Source organism: Streptomyces galbus, from assembly GCF_005280195.1.
Lineage (GTDB): Bacteria > Actinomycetota > Actinomycetes > Streptomycetales > Streptomycetaceae > Streptomyces > Streptomyces galbus.
Genome location: NZ_SZPR01000018.1, coordinates 426,251 through 440,822, shown reverse-complemented (window position 1 = coordinate 440,822; position 14,572 = coordinate 426,251). Strand labels below are relative to the sequence as shown.

Here is a 14,572-nt window from a genome sequence, read left to right as displayed (position 1 = left end):
CTCTCGCGGCTTTCCTCCGGGCACTTCCCTTCGGTGTTCCCAACTCTATCAGCGTTTTTCCGTCTCTCTGACCACCGTCCCGCAGACATGCGGAAGGCGACCCTAGATAGGATCTGACAAGTTGGGTGCTGCTTGATCGGCACGCGGAACCGCGTAGCTCATCGCCAAGCAGGAGTACGACTGTACAGGGGGCCGCGGACGGCATGCAAATCCATTAGACTAGTGGTCTAGACCACGGCTCACGTCGCGGATCGGCTGTTCTCGTGCGGAACCGGTACTTCCTATGACATACCCTGCTGCACAGTGCGCCGTCCGGGACCGGCTGTGACGGCCCATGTACAACTCCACTCCTCTGGGAGGCTTCCCATGACCACCGTGACGTCCCCGCTCACCGGACGCGCCATCGGACTGGCTGCCGTGCCGGATCCGGTCTTCTCCGGGGCCATGGTCGGCCCGGGTACCGCCATCGACCCGGTCCGTGAGCCTTCCGAGGCCGTCTCTCCCGTGGACGGAGTCATCGTCTCCCTGCACCCCCACGCCTTCGTCGTGGTCGACGGTGAGGGGCACGGTGTGCTCACCCACCTCGGCATCGACACCGTGCAGCTCAATGGTGAGGGCTTCGAGCTCCTCGTGAACAAGGGCGACACCGTGACCCGCGGCCAGGCCGTCGTGCGCTGGAACCCCGCCGCCGTGGAGGCCGCCGGCAAGTCCGCGGTGTGTCCCGTCGTCGCGCTGGAGGCCACGGCCGACTCCCTCGGCGAGCTGCGCGAGAGCGGCGACGTGAAGGCCGGGGACACCCTCTTCTCCTGGCAGTGACGCGCTTCCCCCTGCAGTGACGCTTTTCCGGCAGTGATGCCGTCGCCGTCGCCATGACGGCAGGTAGGACCACCACAGCGGCGGCGGGACCCGCCGCACTATCGGAGACGGGTGAGATGGAGACAACGCTGCGAGGCGTCGGCGTGAGCCACGGTGTGGCCATCGGCGAGGTTCGGCACATGGGAACGGCGGTCCTCGAGCCGCCGGCGAAGCAGATACCGGCTCAGGACGCGGAGCGTGAGCAGGGCCGCGCCCGCCAGGCCGTGGACGCCGTGGCCGCCGATCTGACCGCGCGCGGCAACCTGGCGGGTGGCGAGGCGCAGGCGGTGCTCGAGGCGCAGGCCATGATGGCGCAGGACCCCGAGCTGATGGCGGACGTCGAGCGCCGGATCGCGGTCGGCAGCACGGCCGAGCGCGCGGTGTACGACGCGTTCGCCGCGTACCGGGAGCTGCTCGCCGGGGCCGGCGAGTACCTGGCCGGCCGGGTGGCCGACCTGGACGACGTGCGCAACCGCATCGTCGCCCGGCTGCTGGGCGTGCCGATGCCGGGCGTGCCGGACAGCGACGAGCCGTACGTGCTGGTGGCGCGCGACCTGGCGCCGGCCGACACGGCGCTGCTGGACCCGACCCTGGTACTGGGCTTCGTCACCGAGGAGGGCGGGCCGACCAGCCACAGCGCGATCCTGGCGCGGGCGCTCGGGGTGCCCGCCGTGGTCGCGCTGCCGGGTGCCGGTGAGCTGGCCGAGGGCACGCTGATCGCGGTCGACGGCAGCAGCGGTGAGATCTTCGTGAACCCGAGCGAGGAGAAGAAGGCCCAGCTGGAGACCGCGGCCGCAGAGCGCAGGGCCGCGCTGGCCGCCTCGACGGGGCCGGGTGTCACGGCGGACGGGCACAAGGTGCCGCTGCTGGCCAACGTCGGTGGTCCGGCCGACGTCCCCGCCGCCGTGGAGGCGGGCGCGGAGGGTGTCGGTCTGTTCCGTACGGAGTTCCTGTTCCTGGACGACAGCAAGAACGCGCCGTCGGAGGAGAAGCAGGTCCAGGCCTACCGGCAGGTGCTCGAGGCGTTCCCGGAGGGGCGCGTCGTCGTGCGGGTGCTGGACGCGGGCGCGGACAAGCCGCTGGACTTCCTCACCCCGGGCGACGAGCCCAACCCGGCGCTGGGCGTGCGGGGTCTGCGGACGCTCCTGGACCACCCGGAGGTCCTGCGCACCCAGCTCACCGCGCTGGCGAAGGCCGCGGAGGGGCTGCCCGTCCACCTCGAGGTGATGGCCCCGATGGTGGCGGACCGTGCCGACGCGAAGGCGTTCGCGGACGCGTGTCGGGACGCGGGGCTGCGGGCGAAGTTCGGCGCGATGGTGGAGATCCCGTCGGCGGCGCTGCGGGCGCGGTCGATCCTGCGGGAGGTGGAGTTCCTGTCGCTGGGCACGAACGACCTCGCGCAGTACACCTTCGCGGCGGACCGTCAGGTGGGTGCGGTCTCCCGTCTGCAGGATCCGTGGCAGCCGGCCCTGCTGGACCTGGTGGCGCTGTCCGCGGAGGCGGCCAGGGCCGAGGGCAAGAGCTGCGGTGTGTGCGGTGAGGCGGCGTCCGACCCGCTTCTCGCGTGTGTGCTGACCGGTCTGGGGGTCACCTCCCTGTCCATGGGTGCGGCGTCGATCCCGTACGTGCGGGCGACGCTGGCGAAGTACACGCTCGCCCAGTGCGAGCGGGCCGCCGTGGCCGCGCGGGCGACGGACAGCGCCGAGGAGGCGCGCGCCGCCGCGCAGGCGGTGCTGTCCGGCGAGTAGCGGGACCGTGCCAGCGGTGAAGGGTCCGGGGCGTCCCCCCTTTCGCGGGGTGGGGCGCCCCTTCCGTGTGTCCGGGGCGATGGTGGGTCAGTGCCGGTGGCCCGGTGCCGACCCCTCCTCTCCGAGGTCGGGCGGCACGCAGTAGTCGACGTCTGACTCGGGTGGGACGGGGTCGCCGGACTGGGCGTCGGTGCAGTAGGCGTCGAAGACCTCTGCTGCGGTGAGCGGTTCGAGGGCTCCGGCGCGGATGCGCCAGCCGCAGACGCGGTCGGGGGTGTCGGGGGCGCTGGTGCGCATGACGAGGCCGCCGGGGCTCCGGGTGGCGAGGCCGAGGGCGAGGACGGTGGTGAACTCCAGGGCTTCGGCCTCGTCGAGGCGGGTGGTGCCGTCGGCTGCCCGGTCGGCGCTGAGGACGGCCACCAGCGCCTCGGGGGTGCCGGTGACGCTGCACACGAGGTGGCGGTCTCCCGGTGGCGCGGCGTCGAGGATCCGCAGGAGGAGGGCGGAGGCCCGGGTGAAGGCGGCGTGGCCGATGTCCTCGCCGCACAGGGCGCAGGAGCCCAGGCGGGCGAGCAGGGTGGAGGCGTACTCCCAGGTGGCCTGGCGGACGGCTTCGTCGACGAGGGCGGGGACCAGGTCGGCCAGTGGCTGGCCCTCGTAGGGCAGGGCGGGGCCGGTGGTGGCGAGTTCGGCGGTGAAGCGGGAGCGGGTGGCGGGCAGGTCCGGGTCGAGGCCGCGTTCGGCGCAGAAGTCGGCGTACTCCACGGGGTCGAAGAGGGCGACGGTGGTGTGGTTGCCCTGGCGGGCCCGGGCCTTCAGCAGTGACTCGACCTGCCGCAGGTAGACGGCGTGGTCGTGGAAGGTGAAGCTGCGGTAGCGCCGCATGGCGCGGAAGTCGTGCTCGTCCGTGAGCAGGCCGATGGTGCCGGCGATCTCTCGACGCAGAGAGCGCCGCATGCTGTGGTCGTCGCTGTACGCCATGTCTCCCCCTGAGCGCAGTCGTCAATGCTCACTCACGGTAACCGGAGGCACTGACAACGCGGCGGTCCGCAGGGAACACTGCAGGTCACCATGGTCAGCGGCGGACCATGGTGACCGTGCGTGCCGTGCGGGGGGGCGTCAGGAGCGCTTGCGGGCGAGGTCCTCGTAGAAGTGCAGCAGTTCCAGGTTGTCGACGGAGCCGGGGTTGACGGCCTTGTCCAGCGGGGTGCCCTGCAGGAGGCGCTTGACCGGGACCTCGATGCGCTTTCCGGTGAGCGTGTGCGGGACGCCGGGGACCTCGATGACCTCGTCGGGGACGTGGCGCGGGGACAGTTGCTCGCGGATGGTCCGCTTGATGCGGTCGAGCAGCGCCTCGTCGAGGGCGGCGCCGGGGGCGAGGTGGACGAAGAGCGGCATCCAGTAGCCGCCGTCGGGCTGTTCGATGCCGATGACCAGGGATTCCTTGATCTCCGGCAGGCGTTCGACCACCTCGTAGATGTCGGCGGAGCCCATGCGTACGCCCTGGCGGTTGAGCGTGGAGTCGGAGCGGCCGTGGATCACGACGGAGCCGCGTGAGGTGATGGTGATCCAGTCGCCGTGGCGCCAGACGCCGGGGTAGGTGGCGAAGTAGCTGTCGTGGTAGCGGGCGCCGTCGGGGTCGTTCCAGAAGTGGACCGGCATCGACGGCATCGGGTTGGTGACGACGAGTTCGCCGACCTCGTCGACGACGGGGTTGCCGTCGGGGTCCCAGGACTGCAGGTCGGTGCCCAGGCCGGGCGCCTGGAGCTCACCGGTGTGGACGGGCAGGGTGGGCACGGCCCCGGCGAAGCAGGAGCACACGTCCGTGCCGCCGCTGACGGAGGCGATCCACAGGTCGTCGCGGACTTCGTCGTGCAGCCAGCGGAAGCCGTCGGGGGGCAGGGGGGAGCCGGTGGTGGCCACGCACTGCACGGCGGAGAGGTCGTGGTCGCGCGCGGGGTGCACGCCGGCCTTGCGGCAGGCCATGACGTAGGCGGCGGAGGTGCCGTACAGGGTGGCGCCGGTGCGTTCGGCGACGCGCCACTGGGCGCCGGTGTCGGGGTAGCCGGGGCTGCCGTCGTACAGGACGATCGTGGTGCCCGTGAGGAGGCCCGAGACGAGGAAGTTCCACATCATCCAGCCGGTGGAGGTGTACCAGAAGAAGCGGTCCTCGGGGCCGAGGTCGCAGTGCAGGCCGAGTTGCTTGAGGTGCTCGACGAGGATGCCGCCCTGGGACTGGACGATGGCCTTGGGCAGTCCTGTGGTGCCCGAGGAGTAGAGCACCCACAGGGGATGCGCGAAGGGGACCTGCTCGTAGACGGGTTCGGCGTCGCCCGCGGTCAGGGCCGACCAGTCCAGGGCGCCCTCGGGGGCGTCGGTGCCGAGCAGGGGGATGTGCACCACGGCGCGCAGGGTGGGCAGCTCGCGGCGCAGCTCGGCGACGACCTCGCGGCGGTCGTGCTCCTTGCCACCGTAGCGGTAGCCGTCGACGGTGAACAGCACGACGGGTTCGACCTGCTGGAAGCGGTCCAGGACGCTGCGTGCGCCGAAGTCGGGCGCGCAGGAGGTCCAGACGCCGCCCACGGCCGCGGTGGCCAGGAGCGCGACGACGGCCTGCGGGACGTTGGGCAGGTAGCCGCTGACGCGGTCTCCGGGGCGTACGCCGAGGGCGCGCAGCTCGGCGGCGAGGGAGCCGACCTGGCGGCGCAGCTCGGCCCAGCTCACCGGGCGGGGTTCGTGGGACTCGTCGACGTGCAGCAGGGCCGGTTCGTCCGCGCGGGTGTCGGCGGCGCGCAGGGCGTGCTCGGCGTAGTTGAGGCCGGCGCCGGGGAACCACTCGGCGCCGGGCATGGAGCGGTCGCCGAGCACGCGCGTGGGGGGCGACGAGAACCGGACGTCGAACCAGTCCGTGACGGCCGTCCAGAACGTCTCCAGTTCGTCGACGGACCAGCGGTGCAGGGCGGGGTAGCCGCCTTCCGCGGGGGCTCCGTACCGCTGCGCGGCCCAGGCCTGAAACCTGGTCACCTGCGCGCGGGCGATGCGCTGCGGATCGGGCTGCCAGAGCGGCTGGGGGTTCTCGGTCGACATGGGGCGGCTCCCGGGCTGTGCGCGTCGTGTGCGTCACCCGCGCACGTGCAGGGGTGTGCGCGTGACGCGGCTGACAGGGACGATGCCATGTGATCGACTTCTGCACCAGGGCGCGCCCCACATAGTCCGTGTCATCGAGATGTGGCCCTGGCACGGGTGAACGGAAGTTGAACGCCGCCCGCGCGTGGGGCGGCGAATGGCAGGGTGAGCAGCATGGACGGTCGTGGCCTGGTGCGTGCGGTGATGTCGGTCGGTTCCGCGGGCGCGGTCCAGGGGGTGCGGACCGTGCGGGCCGCGTGGCGCAGGCGGCGTGCGGACGCTTCGGGGCTGCCGCCGCGGGGCGCCGAGCGCGCGCGGGTGCCCGGGGCCGTGCGGGAGGCCGAGCCGGGCCCCGGCGGCGGTGTCGTGCACTTCGGCCGCTCGCGGCTGCGGGTGCTGGTCACGGTGAACGGCGCGGTGTTCCTGGGCTGGGACGGGGCCGCTCCGGAGCCGTCGTACGCGCTGGCCGGCCGCTGTCCCGAGCCCGATCCGCGGGCGGTGCTGGAGCCCGACACGGACGGCGGATGGCGGGTGGTGGCCGAGCGGGTGACGGTCACCGTCTCACGTCACGGCGCGGTCGACGTGTGTACGCCGGGCGGGGTGCGGTTGCGGCGTGACCTGCCGCCGCGCTGGTGGGAGCCGTCGGCCGGTGGTCCGGGGCGCTGGATGCAGCGGTCCGAGGTGGCGGCGGACGCGCGGTTCTTCGGGCTGGGCGGGCGGGCCTCGGGGCCGCGGCTGCGGGGTGGGACGTACCGGCTGTGGAACACCGATCCCGGGCGTCCGTTCGGGCCGGGTGACGATCCGCTGCACCTGACCATGCCGGTGCAGTTGGTGGTGGCCGACGCGGGCACGCACCTGGTGTTCCACGACAACTCCTGGGACGGGACGGTCGTGCTGCGCGAGGGCGAGGAGGGGGCCGGGTCCGGGCACGACCGGCCCGGGGGCAGCGAGCTGCGCATGGCGGGTGGTCCGTTGCGCTCCTGGGTCGTGGTGGGCACTCCCGCGCGCGTGCTGCTGGTGTGGGCTTCGCTGACGGGGGCGCCGGCGGTGCCGCCGGCGTGGGCGCTGGGACACCACCACGCACGCCGGGGGTTCGGCAGCGAGCAGGAGGTGCGGCGGACCGTCACCGGGTACCAGGAGCGCGGGCTGCCGCTGGACGCCGTCCACCTCGACGTCGACCACTTCGACGAGCACCAGGTGTTCACCGTCGACCGGGACCGCTTCCCGAAGCTGCCGGTGCTGGCGGACGAACTGCGGCGGGACGGGATCCACCTGGTGTCGGTGGTGGACCCGGCGGTCGGGGCGGCGCCCGGCAACGCGGTGTACGACAGCGGGCTCGCCGAGGACGCGTTCGTGCGGGACGCCACCGGGCGGCTGGTGGAGGGTGTGGTGGGGCCGGGCGAGTCGGTGTATCCCGACTTCACGCACGCGCGGGTGCGCGCGTGGTGGGGCGGGCTGTACGCCGAGCGCCTCGCGCAGGGCTTCGCGGGTTTCTGGCACGACCTGGACGAGCCGACGTCGTCCACGGCGTTCGGCGAGCCGACGCTGCCGCGCTCGGCCCGCCACGCGCTGGACGGGCGGGGCGGTGACCATCGTGAGGCGCACAACGTGTACGGGCTGTGCATGGCGCGGGCCGCGTACGAGGGGGTGCGCGAGCTGGTTCCGGAGCAGCGGCCCTTCGTGTTCTCGCGGTCCGGGTGGGCCGGCCTGCAGCGCTACGGCGGCACCTGGTCGGGGGGCGTGGCCTCCGGCTGGCCGGGGCTGCGGGCCTCCCTGGCCCTGGTGATGGGCCTGGGGCTGTGCGGGGTGCCCTACTCGGGTCCTGACGTCGGCGGGTCCGACGGGAGCCCGTCGCCGGAGCTGTTCCTGCGCTGGTTCCAGCTCGGTGCCTATCTGCCGCTGTTCCGTACGCACGCGGACCCGCGCGCGGGGCGCGGGGAGCCGTGGGAGTTCGGCGACGAGGTGCTCGCGCACGCGCGTGCGGCGCTGCTGGAGCGGCGGCGGCTGCTGCCGTACTTCGTGACGCTGGCGCACCTGGCGCGGCGCACCGGGGCGCCGTATGTGCGTCCGCTGTGGTGGGGGTCGCCCGAGGACCGGGGTCTACGTGACTGCGGGGACGCCTTCCTGCTGGGCGACGCCCTGCTGGTGGCGCCGGTGCTCGATCCCGGTACCGACCGGCGTGCGGTGCGCCTGCCGCGCGGGGTCTGGTACGACACCGTGACGCAGCGGGCGTACGAGGGGCCGGGGCAGGTGCTGGTGGACGCGCCGCTGTCCCGGATCCCGGTGCTGGCACGCGCGGGTGCCGTGCTGCCCGTCCGCGGGGAGGACGGCGGTCCGGAGCTGGAGGTGTGGGCGCCCGCCCGGGGACGGGCGGGCGGGGGCCTGGTGGTGCGGGACGCGGGCGACGGCTGGGGCGAGCCGGAGACGGAGCGGTACGTCGCCCGGTGGGAGGGCCGTGAGGTCGTCGTCGAGCGGGAGGGTGAGGACGGCGTGCGGGAGCCGTCCCACCCCGTGCGCATACGGGGGCTCGCCCAGGGGGTGTCGCTGCCCCCCGGCCGGGCTCAGATGTAACGGCCCTCGAAGAACGCCCGTACCGCGTGCGTGTGCAGGGGGAAGGCGAGGTCCTCCGGTCGGCGCAGCAGGTGCCAGCCCTCGGTCTCGTCGGTCGGGGCCGGGGCCGGCAGCCGGTCGGCGGGGCGCTCGGGCAGCAGCCCGAACAGCAGCAGGTGTCCGTCCGGGGAGCTCATCGCGTCGACGAGCCGTACGTCACGGCTCGCGGCGTCGATGCCGGTCTCCTCCTTCAGTTCGCGGACGACGGCCTGCCGCCAGTCCTCCCGGTCGTCGATGTACCCGCCGGGCAGGGCGGTGCCCCCGCGCGCGGGGTCGACGGTGCGGGTGATGACCACCAGGGCGGTGCCCTGGGTGTCGTACACGGGCTGGAGCGCCACCGCGACCGGCAGCGGGTTGCGGTAGGCGACGGTGCCGCAGGCGGAGCAGGTGCGGGGCCAGCCGGTGACGCCCTCCCCGTAGGGTGCTCCGCAGCTCGAACAATGCGAGTTCTGTGCGGAGTTCGAAGTGGTGTGCTGAGTTTCGGACACGCGGCGGACTGTATCCGATCCCGGGGAGGGCGTCTTCTTCACCCGGCTCGGTGTGCGCAGGTGAGGGACGCGGTGGAGACGGGGAAGTCGAAGTAGGTGTCCGGGTAGGGCTCCGGCTTGAAGGTGTAGTGCCACCATTCCTCGGCGAGGTTCACGAAGCCGAGGCTCTCCAGGGTGCTCTTGAGCAGCAGGCGGTGGGCGCGCTGCTCACCCTGGATGCGGGGGTCGAGGGTGTGGGAGCGGGTGTCGAAGCAGTCGAACCCGGTGCCCATGTCCACGGAGTTGTCCGGGAACCGCTCGTCCTGGGGCGCGTAGCACGGCACGAGCGGTTGGCCGGGGTGGTAGGGCCGGGTCGGCCTCGCGGGCAGCTCGACGACGGTGAGGTCCAGGGTGGAGCCGCGGCTGTGGCCGGACTTCTCGGCGATGTAGCCGTCGGTGAACAGCCGGGTCTTGTCGACGTCCGGGTAGAACTCCCGCTTCATCGCCTGGTCGTCGAGGTCCTCGGCCCAGCGCACGAAGTGGTCGACGGCGCGCTGCGGCCGGTAGCAGTCGTAGACCTTGAGGGTGTAGCCCTGGCGCAGCAGGCGCCGTTGGGCCTGGTGGAGCGCTTCGGCGGCGGGCCGGGTGAGGAGGCACAGGGGCCGGCGGTAGCCGTCGATGCGCTCGCCGACGAAGTTGTGGACGGTGAAGTAGCGCATGTCCTGGAGGATCGTCGGGTCGACGGCCCTGAGGGACACGAAGTCCGCGGGCGCCTTCGGTTCCTGGTGGGCCCGGGCGGTCGCGGGGGCGGCGACGACGCTCAGCAGGGCGGTCAGCGCGGTGAGCACGGCGCGGATCGGGCGGGTGGTCCTCCGCTGCCGGCTGGTGGGCCGTGGGGAGCCGGTGGGCCGCGTTCTGGGGGTTCCGGTCACTTTTCCTTCCATGGTTTCTGTCATGTCCCCCACGACGGACTGTCACACGCTGTGTGATCGGCCGGGAATGCTGCGTGAACGTCTCATGAACTGGCCCTGGGCGCCTCCCGGCGGCGCCATCATGCTCCCGTGCGCTCCTGGACGGACACTCTCCGCTTCGCTTTCCAACCGGTGGTCAACCTGACCACCGGCGCCGTGGCCGGTCTGGAGATACTCGCCCGCCCGGAGAGCGGGGACGTCCTCGCCGAGGCCCGCCGCAATCCCGAACTCGACGGCGCGCTCGCCGTGCTGGCGGTACGGGCGGCCGCCCGCAAGGAGACCCTGCTGCCGCTGCACGTCAACGTGTTCGCGGGCACGCTGGCCGACCTCGGCGGGCTCACCCCGCTGCACGACGCCGTGCGCGCCTCGGGGCGGCTGCCGTGGGAGGTGACGCTGGACGTCGTACCGCCGTTCACGCACGTCCCGCAGCAGGCGCTGCTGGAGGCGCTGGGCGGGCTCCGCGAGCAGGGGTTCCGGCTCAGCGCGGACGGCGCCGGGGACGGTGACGTGCCCCTGCGGCTGCTCGTGGACATGGCGCCGGACCTGGTCAAGCTCGACCGGTCGCTGCTGCGGCGGCCGGCGGCGGTGCGGGCGATGCGGACGCTGTGCGACGAACTGGGCGCGCTGCTGGCCGTGGAGGGCGTGGAGACCGAGCGCCAGTGCGCGGTCGCGGTGTCGGCGGGCGCGCAACTGGCCCAGGGCGAGCTGTTCGCCCCGCCGGCGCGGCTGCCGGCCGCGGACGTGTACGTGCCGCCGCGCTTCCCCGGTGCGACGGCGGCACCCCGCTCGGGGCCGTCGGTACGGGAGTTCGTCCGGCCCGCCGCGCTCCTGCCCGTGACCGCCTCCGCCGGACAGGTGCGGGCGCTGCTGACCGGCTCGCCGGACGTGTCCGGTGTGCTGCTCGTGGACCGGACGGGGGTGCCGGTGCGGTCGGTGCACCGGTCGCGGTTCCTGCTGTCCATGTCGGGCCGCTACGGGCACGCCCTGTACGCCGACCGGCCGGCGGTCAAGCTGGGCGATCCGCCGCGCACGGTCGGCGTCGACGCCACCGCCTGGGAGGTGCTCGACGTGGTGGCGGTCGGTGACCGCGACCGCACCTCCGACGACGTGGCCGTCGTCGACCGCCACGGCCGGTGCGTGGGCGTCGTACGGCTCGCGGACCTGGTGCGGGCGCTGGCGGAGACCCGGGTGGAGGAGGCGGCGCGGCTCAATCCGCTGACGCGGCTGCCCGGTTCGGACGCGGTCACCGGCGAGGTGGACCGGAGGATCGCGGACGGGCGGGCGTTCGCGCTGAGCTGGCTGGATGTCGACCACTTCAAACAGGTCAACGACACGGCCGGATTCGCGGCCGGTGACGAGCTGATCCGGTCGGTGGGGCGCACCCTCCACCTCGCGGCGGCGGCCGACCGGTTCGGCACCGCGCGCGTGGGGCACATCGGCGGGGACGACTTCCTGGTCCTCGCGGATCCCGAGGGGCTCGACCCGGTGGCCGCCGCGGTGCTGGACGCGCCGTGGTCGGCGGGCGGCCGCCCGGTGACCCTGTCGCTGGCCACCGTGGTCTGCCCGCCGGGCAGCGTGGCCGGCCACCAGGAGGCCGCGGCCCGTCTGGCGCCGCTGAAGAAGGCCGCCAAAACCCTCCGCGGGGCGAGTTGGGTGCTCGGCCGCGCGGGAGTGCCCGGGCACGAGATCCGGCGCGGTTCCCTGCCGGTGCGGGCGGCCGGGACGGCGCCGGTGGGGGCGGAGCCGGGGCCGGGCTGACGCACGGCTCCGCGCCGGCCGGGAGGGTCGGATCGTCAGGGCGACGACCGATCGGCCGGGAGCCGACGGGCCGACCGCGGCAGGCCGCTTTCGGCCTTCGAGTGCGGCCCGGCGGGACGCAACAACCGTTGCTGCCGGGCTCCTTGACGCCCCCTGGCCGCCGGTGAACACTTCCGGGTGTCGGCCGACATCGCCGTACATTCTCGGCGGATCCCGGCATGCGTCACGTGTGCCGTGCGGTCCACGGCCCCCTCCCCCACGGGCGATCCGGCCACGAGGCACGCTCGTCACGGAGGCCGGGCGGGGACCCCCTGCGCGGCACCCTTCTGCACCCGGCACAAGGGGGTAGCCATGACGGACCACGTCGACCAGTACGTCGCAGTGATCGACCAGGGCACCACCTCCAGCCGCTGCATCGTCTTCACCCGCGACGGCGCCATCGTCGCGGGCGACCGGCGCGAGCACCGCCAGATCCTCCCCAAGCCCGGCTGGGTGGAGCACGACGCCGCCGAGATCTGGGCCAAGGTGCAGGCCGTGGTCGCCGGGGCCATCGCCAGGGCCGGTCTGCGGGCCGAGCAGATCAGCGCGCTCGGCGTCACCAACCAGCGCGGCACGACCGTGCTGTGGGACCGGGTCACCGGGAAGCCCGTGCACAACGCGGTCGTCCGGCAGGACACCCGGACCGCCGCGCTGTGCGCCGAACTCGGCGGTCCGCAGGGGCCGGACCGCTTCCGCGCGCAGACGGGACTGCCCCTGGCGAGCTGCTTCTCCGGCCCCAAGGCCGCCTGGCTGCTCGACCGGGTCCCGGGGCCTGCGGGCGCGCGCCGAGCGGGGGGAGATCGCCTTCGGCACCCTCGACTCCTGGCTGGTGTGGAACCTCACCGGGGGCACGGACGGCGGCCGCCACGTCATCGACGTGACCAACGCCGGCCGCACCCTGCTGATGAACCTGGAGACCCTCCGGTGGGACCCCTCCCTGCTGTCCGCGATGAACGTGCCCGAGGCGGTCCTGCCGGAGATCCGGTCCTCCGCCGAGGTGTACGGGACGGCGGTGGGCGTGCTCGGCGGCGTCCCGGTCGCCTCGGCGCTGGGCGACCGGCACGCCGCCCTGTTCGGGCAGGTCTGCTACGGCGTGGGCACGGCCCAGAGCACGTACGGCGCGGGGAGTTCCGTGCTGTTCAACACCGGCGGCCGGCCGGTGCCGTCGAAGAGCGGTCTGCTGACGACGCCGGGCTACCGGATCGGCGGCGAGGCGCCCGTCTACTGCCTGGAGGGGTCGATCGCGACAACGGGCGCGCTGGTGCAGTGGTTCCGCGACCGGCTCGGCGTCATCCGGAGGCCGACGAGATCGAGACGCTGGCGGCGAGCGTCGACGACAACGGCGGCGCGTACGTCGTCCCCGCGTTCTCGGGACTGTCCGTGCCGTACGGGCGCTCCGACGCGCGCGGGGTCGTCACCGGTCTCACCCGCCATGTCACGAAGGCGCACCTCGCGCGCGCGGTGCTGGAGGCCACCAGCTGGCAGACGCGTGAGGTCGTGGACGCCATGTACCTGGACTCCGGGGTGCCGATCACCACGCTGAAGGTGGACGGCGGCATGACCCGCAACGCCCTGCTGATGCAGCACCAGGCGGACGTGCTCGGTGTGCCCGTGGTCCGGCCCAGGATCTCCGAGACGGCCTGTCTGGGCGCGGCGTACGCGGCCGGTCTGGCCACGGGCGTGTGGAGCGACCTCGACGAGCTGACGGCGCACTGGCAGCAGGACGCCCGGTGGACTCCGGCGATGGAGGCGTCGGTGCGGGACCGGGAGTACCGCCGCTGGTGCCGGGCCGTGGAGAGGAGCTTCGGCTGGAACGAGGACGGCGACACCTGAGGCGAGGTGCGCGACCTCGCGCACGCACGCGTGCGGGTCGCCCGGTGAGCCGCGGCCCGTACCCCTGTCGGCGGGGGTACGGGCCGTGCCAGCGGTCGGCCGAGCGCCGCCGGGCGGGTCAGGTCGTGACGGTCTGGCGGCGCTCGGCGCCGAACCGCATGGCGTGCTGGACCACACCGACCAGGACGTCCTTGACCGACTCGCGGTCACGGGCGTCGCACAGCAGGACGGGGACGTCGTCGTCCAGGTCGAGCGCCCGCCGGACGTCCTGGACCGGGTACCGGGGGGCTCCCTCGAAGCAGTTGACGCCCACGACGAACGGGATGGCGCGCCGTTCGAAGTAGTCGACGGCGGCGAAGCAGTCCTCCAGGCGGCGGGTGTCGGCGAGCACCACCGCGCCGAGCGCGCCCTCGGACAGCTCGTCCCACATGAACCAGAACCGCTCCTGCCCGGGGGTGCCGAACAGGTACAGCACCAGGTCCTCGCGCAGGGTGATGCGCCCGAAGTCCATCGCGACGGTGGTGGTGTGCTTGCCCTCCACGCCCGTGGTGTCGTCGACGGGCCGCCCGGCCTCGGTGAGGAACTCCTCGGTGCGCAGCGGTCGGATCTCGCTGACGGCGCCGACGAGGGTGGTCTTGCCGACGCCGAATCCGCCGGCCACCAGGATCTTGAGTGTGACGGGCTCGACCGGGGGCTTGCCGCGCTCAGAACGCCCGAAGATCATCGGTCACTTCTCCTGCTCAGTGGGGGGTCGGTGCTGCTCACAGCGCCCGCAGGCCGTTGATGACGTCGCGCAGGATGCTCTCGTCCGGCAGTTCGGCCGGCGGGACGGGCCGGTTCACGTGCACGAACGCGGCGTCCACGAGGTCGCCGACGAGGACCCGGACGACGCCGACCGGCAGGTCCAGTCCGGCGGCGAGCTCCGCGACCGACTGGGGGGCGTCGCGGCACAGTGCGACGATGTCCACGTGCTCCGGGGACAGCGCGGGGTCGGTCTCCGGGTGGTCCGCGTCGGGTTCGGCGACGACCACCGCGATCAGGTCGAGGCGGTGCTGGGCCGCGTGGCTGGTGCGGCCCCGCGTCATGGCGTACGGACGGACGACCGGTCCGGCCTCGTCGTCGAACCAGTGGCTCCGTCCCTGACCCTCTGTGCTCATGCCATCCC

At 73.5% G+C, this 14,572-nt stretch carries 10 protein-coding genes and 1 pseudogene; 5 read left to right on the top strand and 6 right to left on the bottom strand.

Annotated features, from left to right (window positions below; genetic code table 11):
• The first annotated feature begins 366 nt into the window (after positions 1-366).
• Both E4U92_RS23210 and ptsP read left to right on the top strand, forming a co-directional pair.
• A complete protein-coding gene (locus E4U92_RS23210) occupies positions 367-816 on the top strand; it encodes a PTS sugar transporter subunit IIA (protein WP_137302358.1) in 450 nt (149 codons plus the stop codon).
• Between the two features lie 116 nt (positions 817-932).
• Complete coding sequence (ptsP, locus tag E4U92_RS23205; protein WP_137302357.1) at positions 933-2,603, top strand: phosphoenolpyruvate--protein phosphotransferase; 1,671 nt, start codon at positions 933-935, stop codon at positions 2,601-2,603.
• A gap of 87 nt (positions 2,604-2,690) precedes the next feature.
• Here ptsP and E4U92_RS23200 read toward each other — a convergent pair whose 3' ends face one another.
• Both E4U92_RS23200 and E4U92_RS23195 read right to left on the bottom strand, forming a co-directional pair.
• A complete protein-coding gene (locus tag E4U92_RS23200) occupies positions 2,691-3,584 on the bottom strand; it encodes a hypothetical protein (protein ID WP_137302356.1) in 894 nt (297 codons plus the stop codon).
• Between the two features lie 138 nt (positions 3,585-3,722).
• The gene (locus E4U92_RS23195; protein WP_137302355.1) at positions 3,723-5,690 is read right to left on the bottom strand and encodes an acetoacetate--CoA ligase; all 1,968 of its coding nucleotides are present in this window, start codon (positions 5,688-5,690) and stop codon (positions 3,723-3,725) included.
• A 213-nt stretch (positions 5,691-5,903) separates the two neighbouring features.
• On the opposite strand from E4U92_RS23195, the gene E4U92_RS23190 reads away from it, so the two are divergent.
• On the top strand, positions 5,904-8,300 hold the full coding sequence (locus E4U92_RS23190; RefSeq protein ID WP_137302354.1) for a glycoside hydrolase family 31 protein: 2,397 nt from the start codon (positions 5,904-5,906) through the stop codon (positions 8,298-8,300).
• Here the strand turns inward: E4U92_RS23190 and E4U92_RS23185 are convergent.
• Together E4U92_RS23185 and E4U92_RS23180 are read right to left on the bottom strand one after the other, a co-directional pair.
• Positions 8,291-8,827 carry an NUDIX domain-containing protein gene (locus tag E4U92_RS23185; protein WP_137302353.1) on the bottom strand — a complete coding sequence of 179 codons (537 nt, stop codon included), beginning with the start codon at positions 8,825-8,827 and terminating at the stop codon, positions 8,291-8,293. The two genes, E4U92_RS23190 and E4U92_RS23185, sit on opposite strands and share 10 nt — an antisense overlap.
• Positions 8,828-8,865: 38 nt before the next feature.
• Positions 8,866-9,663: a M15 family metallopeptidase gene (locus E4U92_RS23180; RefSeq protein ID WP_229862724.1), complete on the bottom strand. Its 798-nt coding sequence runs from the start codon at positions 9,661-9,663 to the stop codon at positions 8,866-8,868.
• 204 nt (positions 9,664-9,867) lie between these two features.
• Here E4U92_RS23180 and E4U92_RS23175 point away from each other — a divergent pair, with 204 nt between their 5' ends.
• On the top strand, positions 9,868-11,535 hold the full coding sequence (locus E4U92_RS23175) for a GGDEF domain-containing protein (RefSeq protein WP_137302351.1): 1,668 nt from the start codon (positions 9,868-9,870) through the stop codon (positions 11,533-11,535).
• Between the two features lie 351 nt (positions 11,536-11,886).
• Positions 11,887-13,407: pseudogene (glpK, locus tag E4U92_RS23170) on the top strand (glycerol kinase GlpK).
• A gap of 118 nt (positions 13,408-13,525) precedes the next feature.
• On the opposite strand, the gene E4U92_RS23165 reads toward glpK, so the two are convergent.
• Positions 13,526-14,131 carry a GTP-binding protein gene (locus E4U92_RS23165; protein ID WP_137302350.1) on the bottom strand — a complete coding sequence of 202 codons (606 nt, stop codon included), beginning with the start codon at positions 14,129-14,131 and terminating at the stop codon, positions 13,526-13,528.
• A gap of 37 nt (positions 14,132-14,168) precedes the next feature.
• Positions 14,169-14,564 carry a DUF742 domain-containing protein gene (locus E4U92_RS23160; protein WP_137302349.1) on the bottom strand — a complete coding sequence of 132 codons (396 nt, stop codon included), beginning with the start codon at positions 14,562-14,564 and terminating at the stop codon, positions 14,169-14,171.
• Positions 14,565-14,572 lie beyond the last annotated feature (8 nt).

Excerpts from the sequence above, each read along its gene's own strand:
- E4U92_RS23200 (WP_137302356.1), bottom strand. The coding sequence starts at position 3,584 with ATGGCGTACAGCGACGACCACAGCATGCGGCGCTCTCTGCGTCGAGAG.
- E4U92_RS23160 (WP_137302349.1), bottom strand. The coding sequence starts at position 14,564 with ATGAGCACAGAGGGTCAGGGACGGAGCCACTGGTTCGACGACGAGGCC.
- E4U92_RS23195 (WP_137302355.1), bottom strand. The coding sequence starts at position 5,690 with ATGTCGACCGAGAACCCCCAGCCGCTCTGGCAGCCCGATCCGCAGCGC.
- E4U92_RS23210 (WP_137302358.1), top strand. The coding sequence starts at position 367 with ATGACCACCGTGACGTCCCCGCTCACCGGACGCGCCATCGGACTGGCT.
- ptsP (WP_137302357.1), top strand. The coding sequence starts at position 933 with ATGGAGACAACGCTGCGAGGCGTCGGCGTGAGCCACGGTGTGGCCATC.
- E4U92_RS23190 (WP_137302354.1), top strand. The coding sequence starts at position 5,904 with ATGGACGGTCGTGGCCTGGTGCGTGCGGTGATGTCGGTCGGTTCCGCG.
- E4U92_RS23165 (WP_137302350.1), bottom strand. The coding sequence starts at position 14,131 with ATGATCTTCGGGCGTTCTGAGCGCGGCAAGCCCCCGGTCGAGCCCGTC.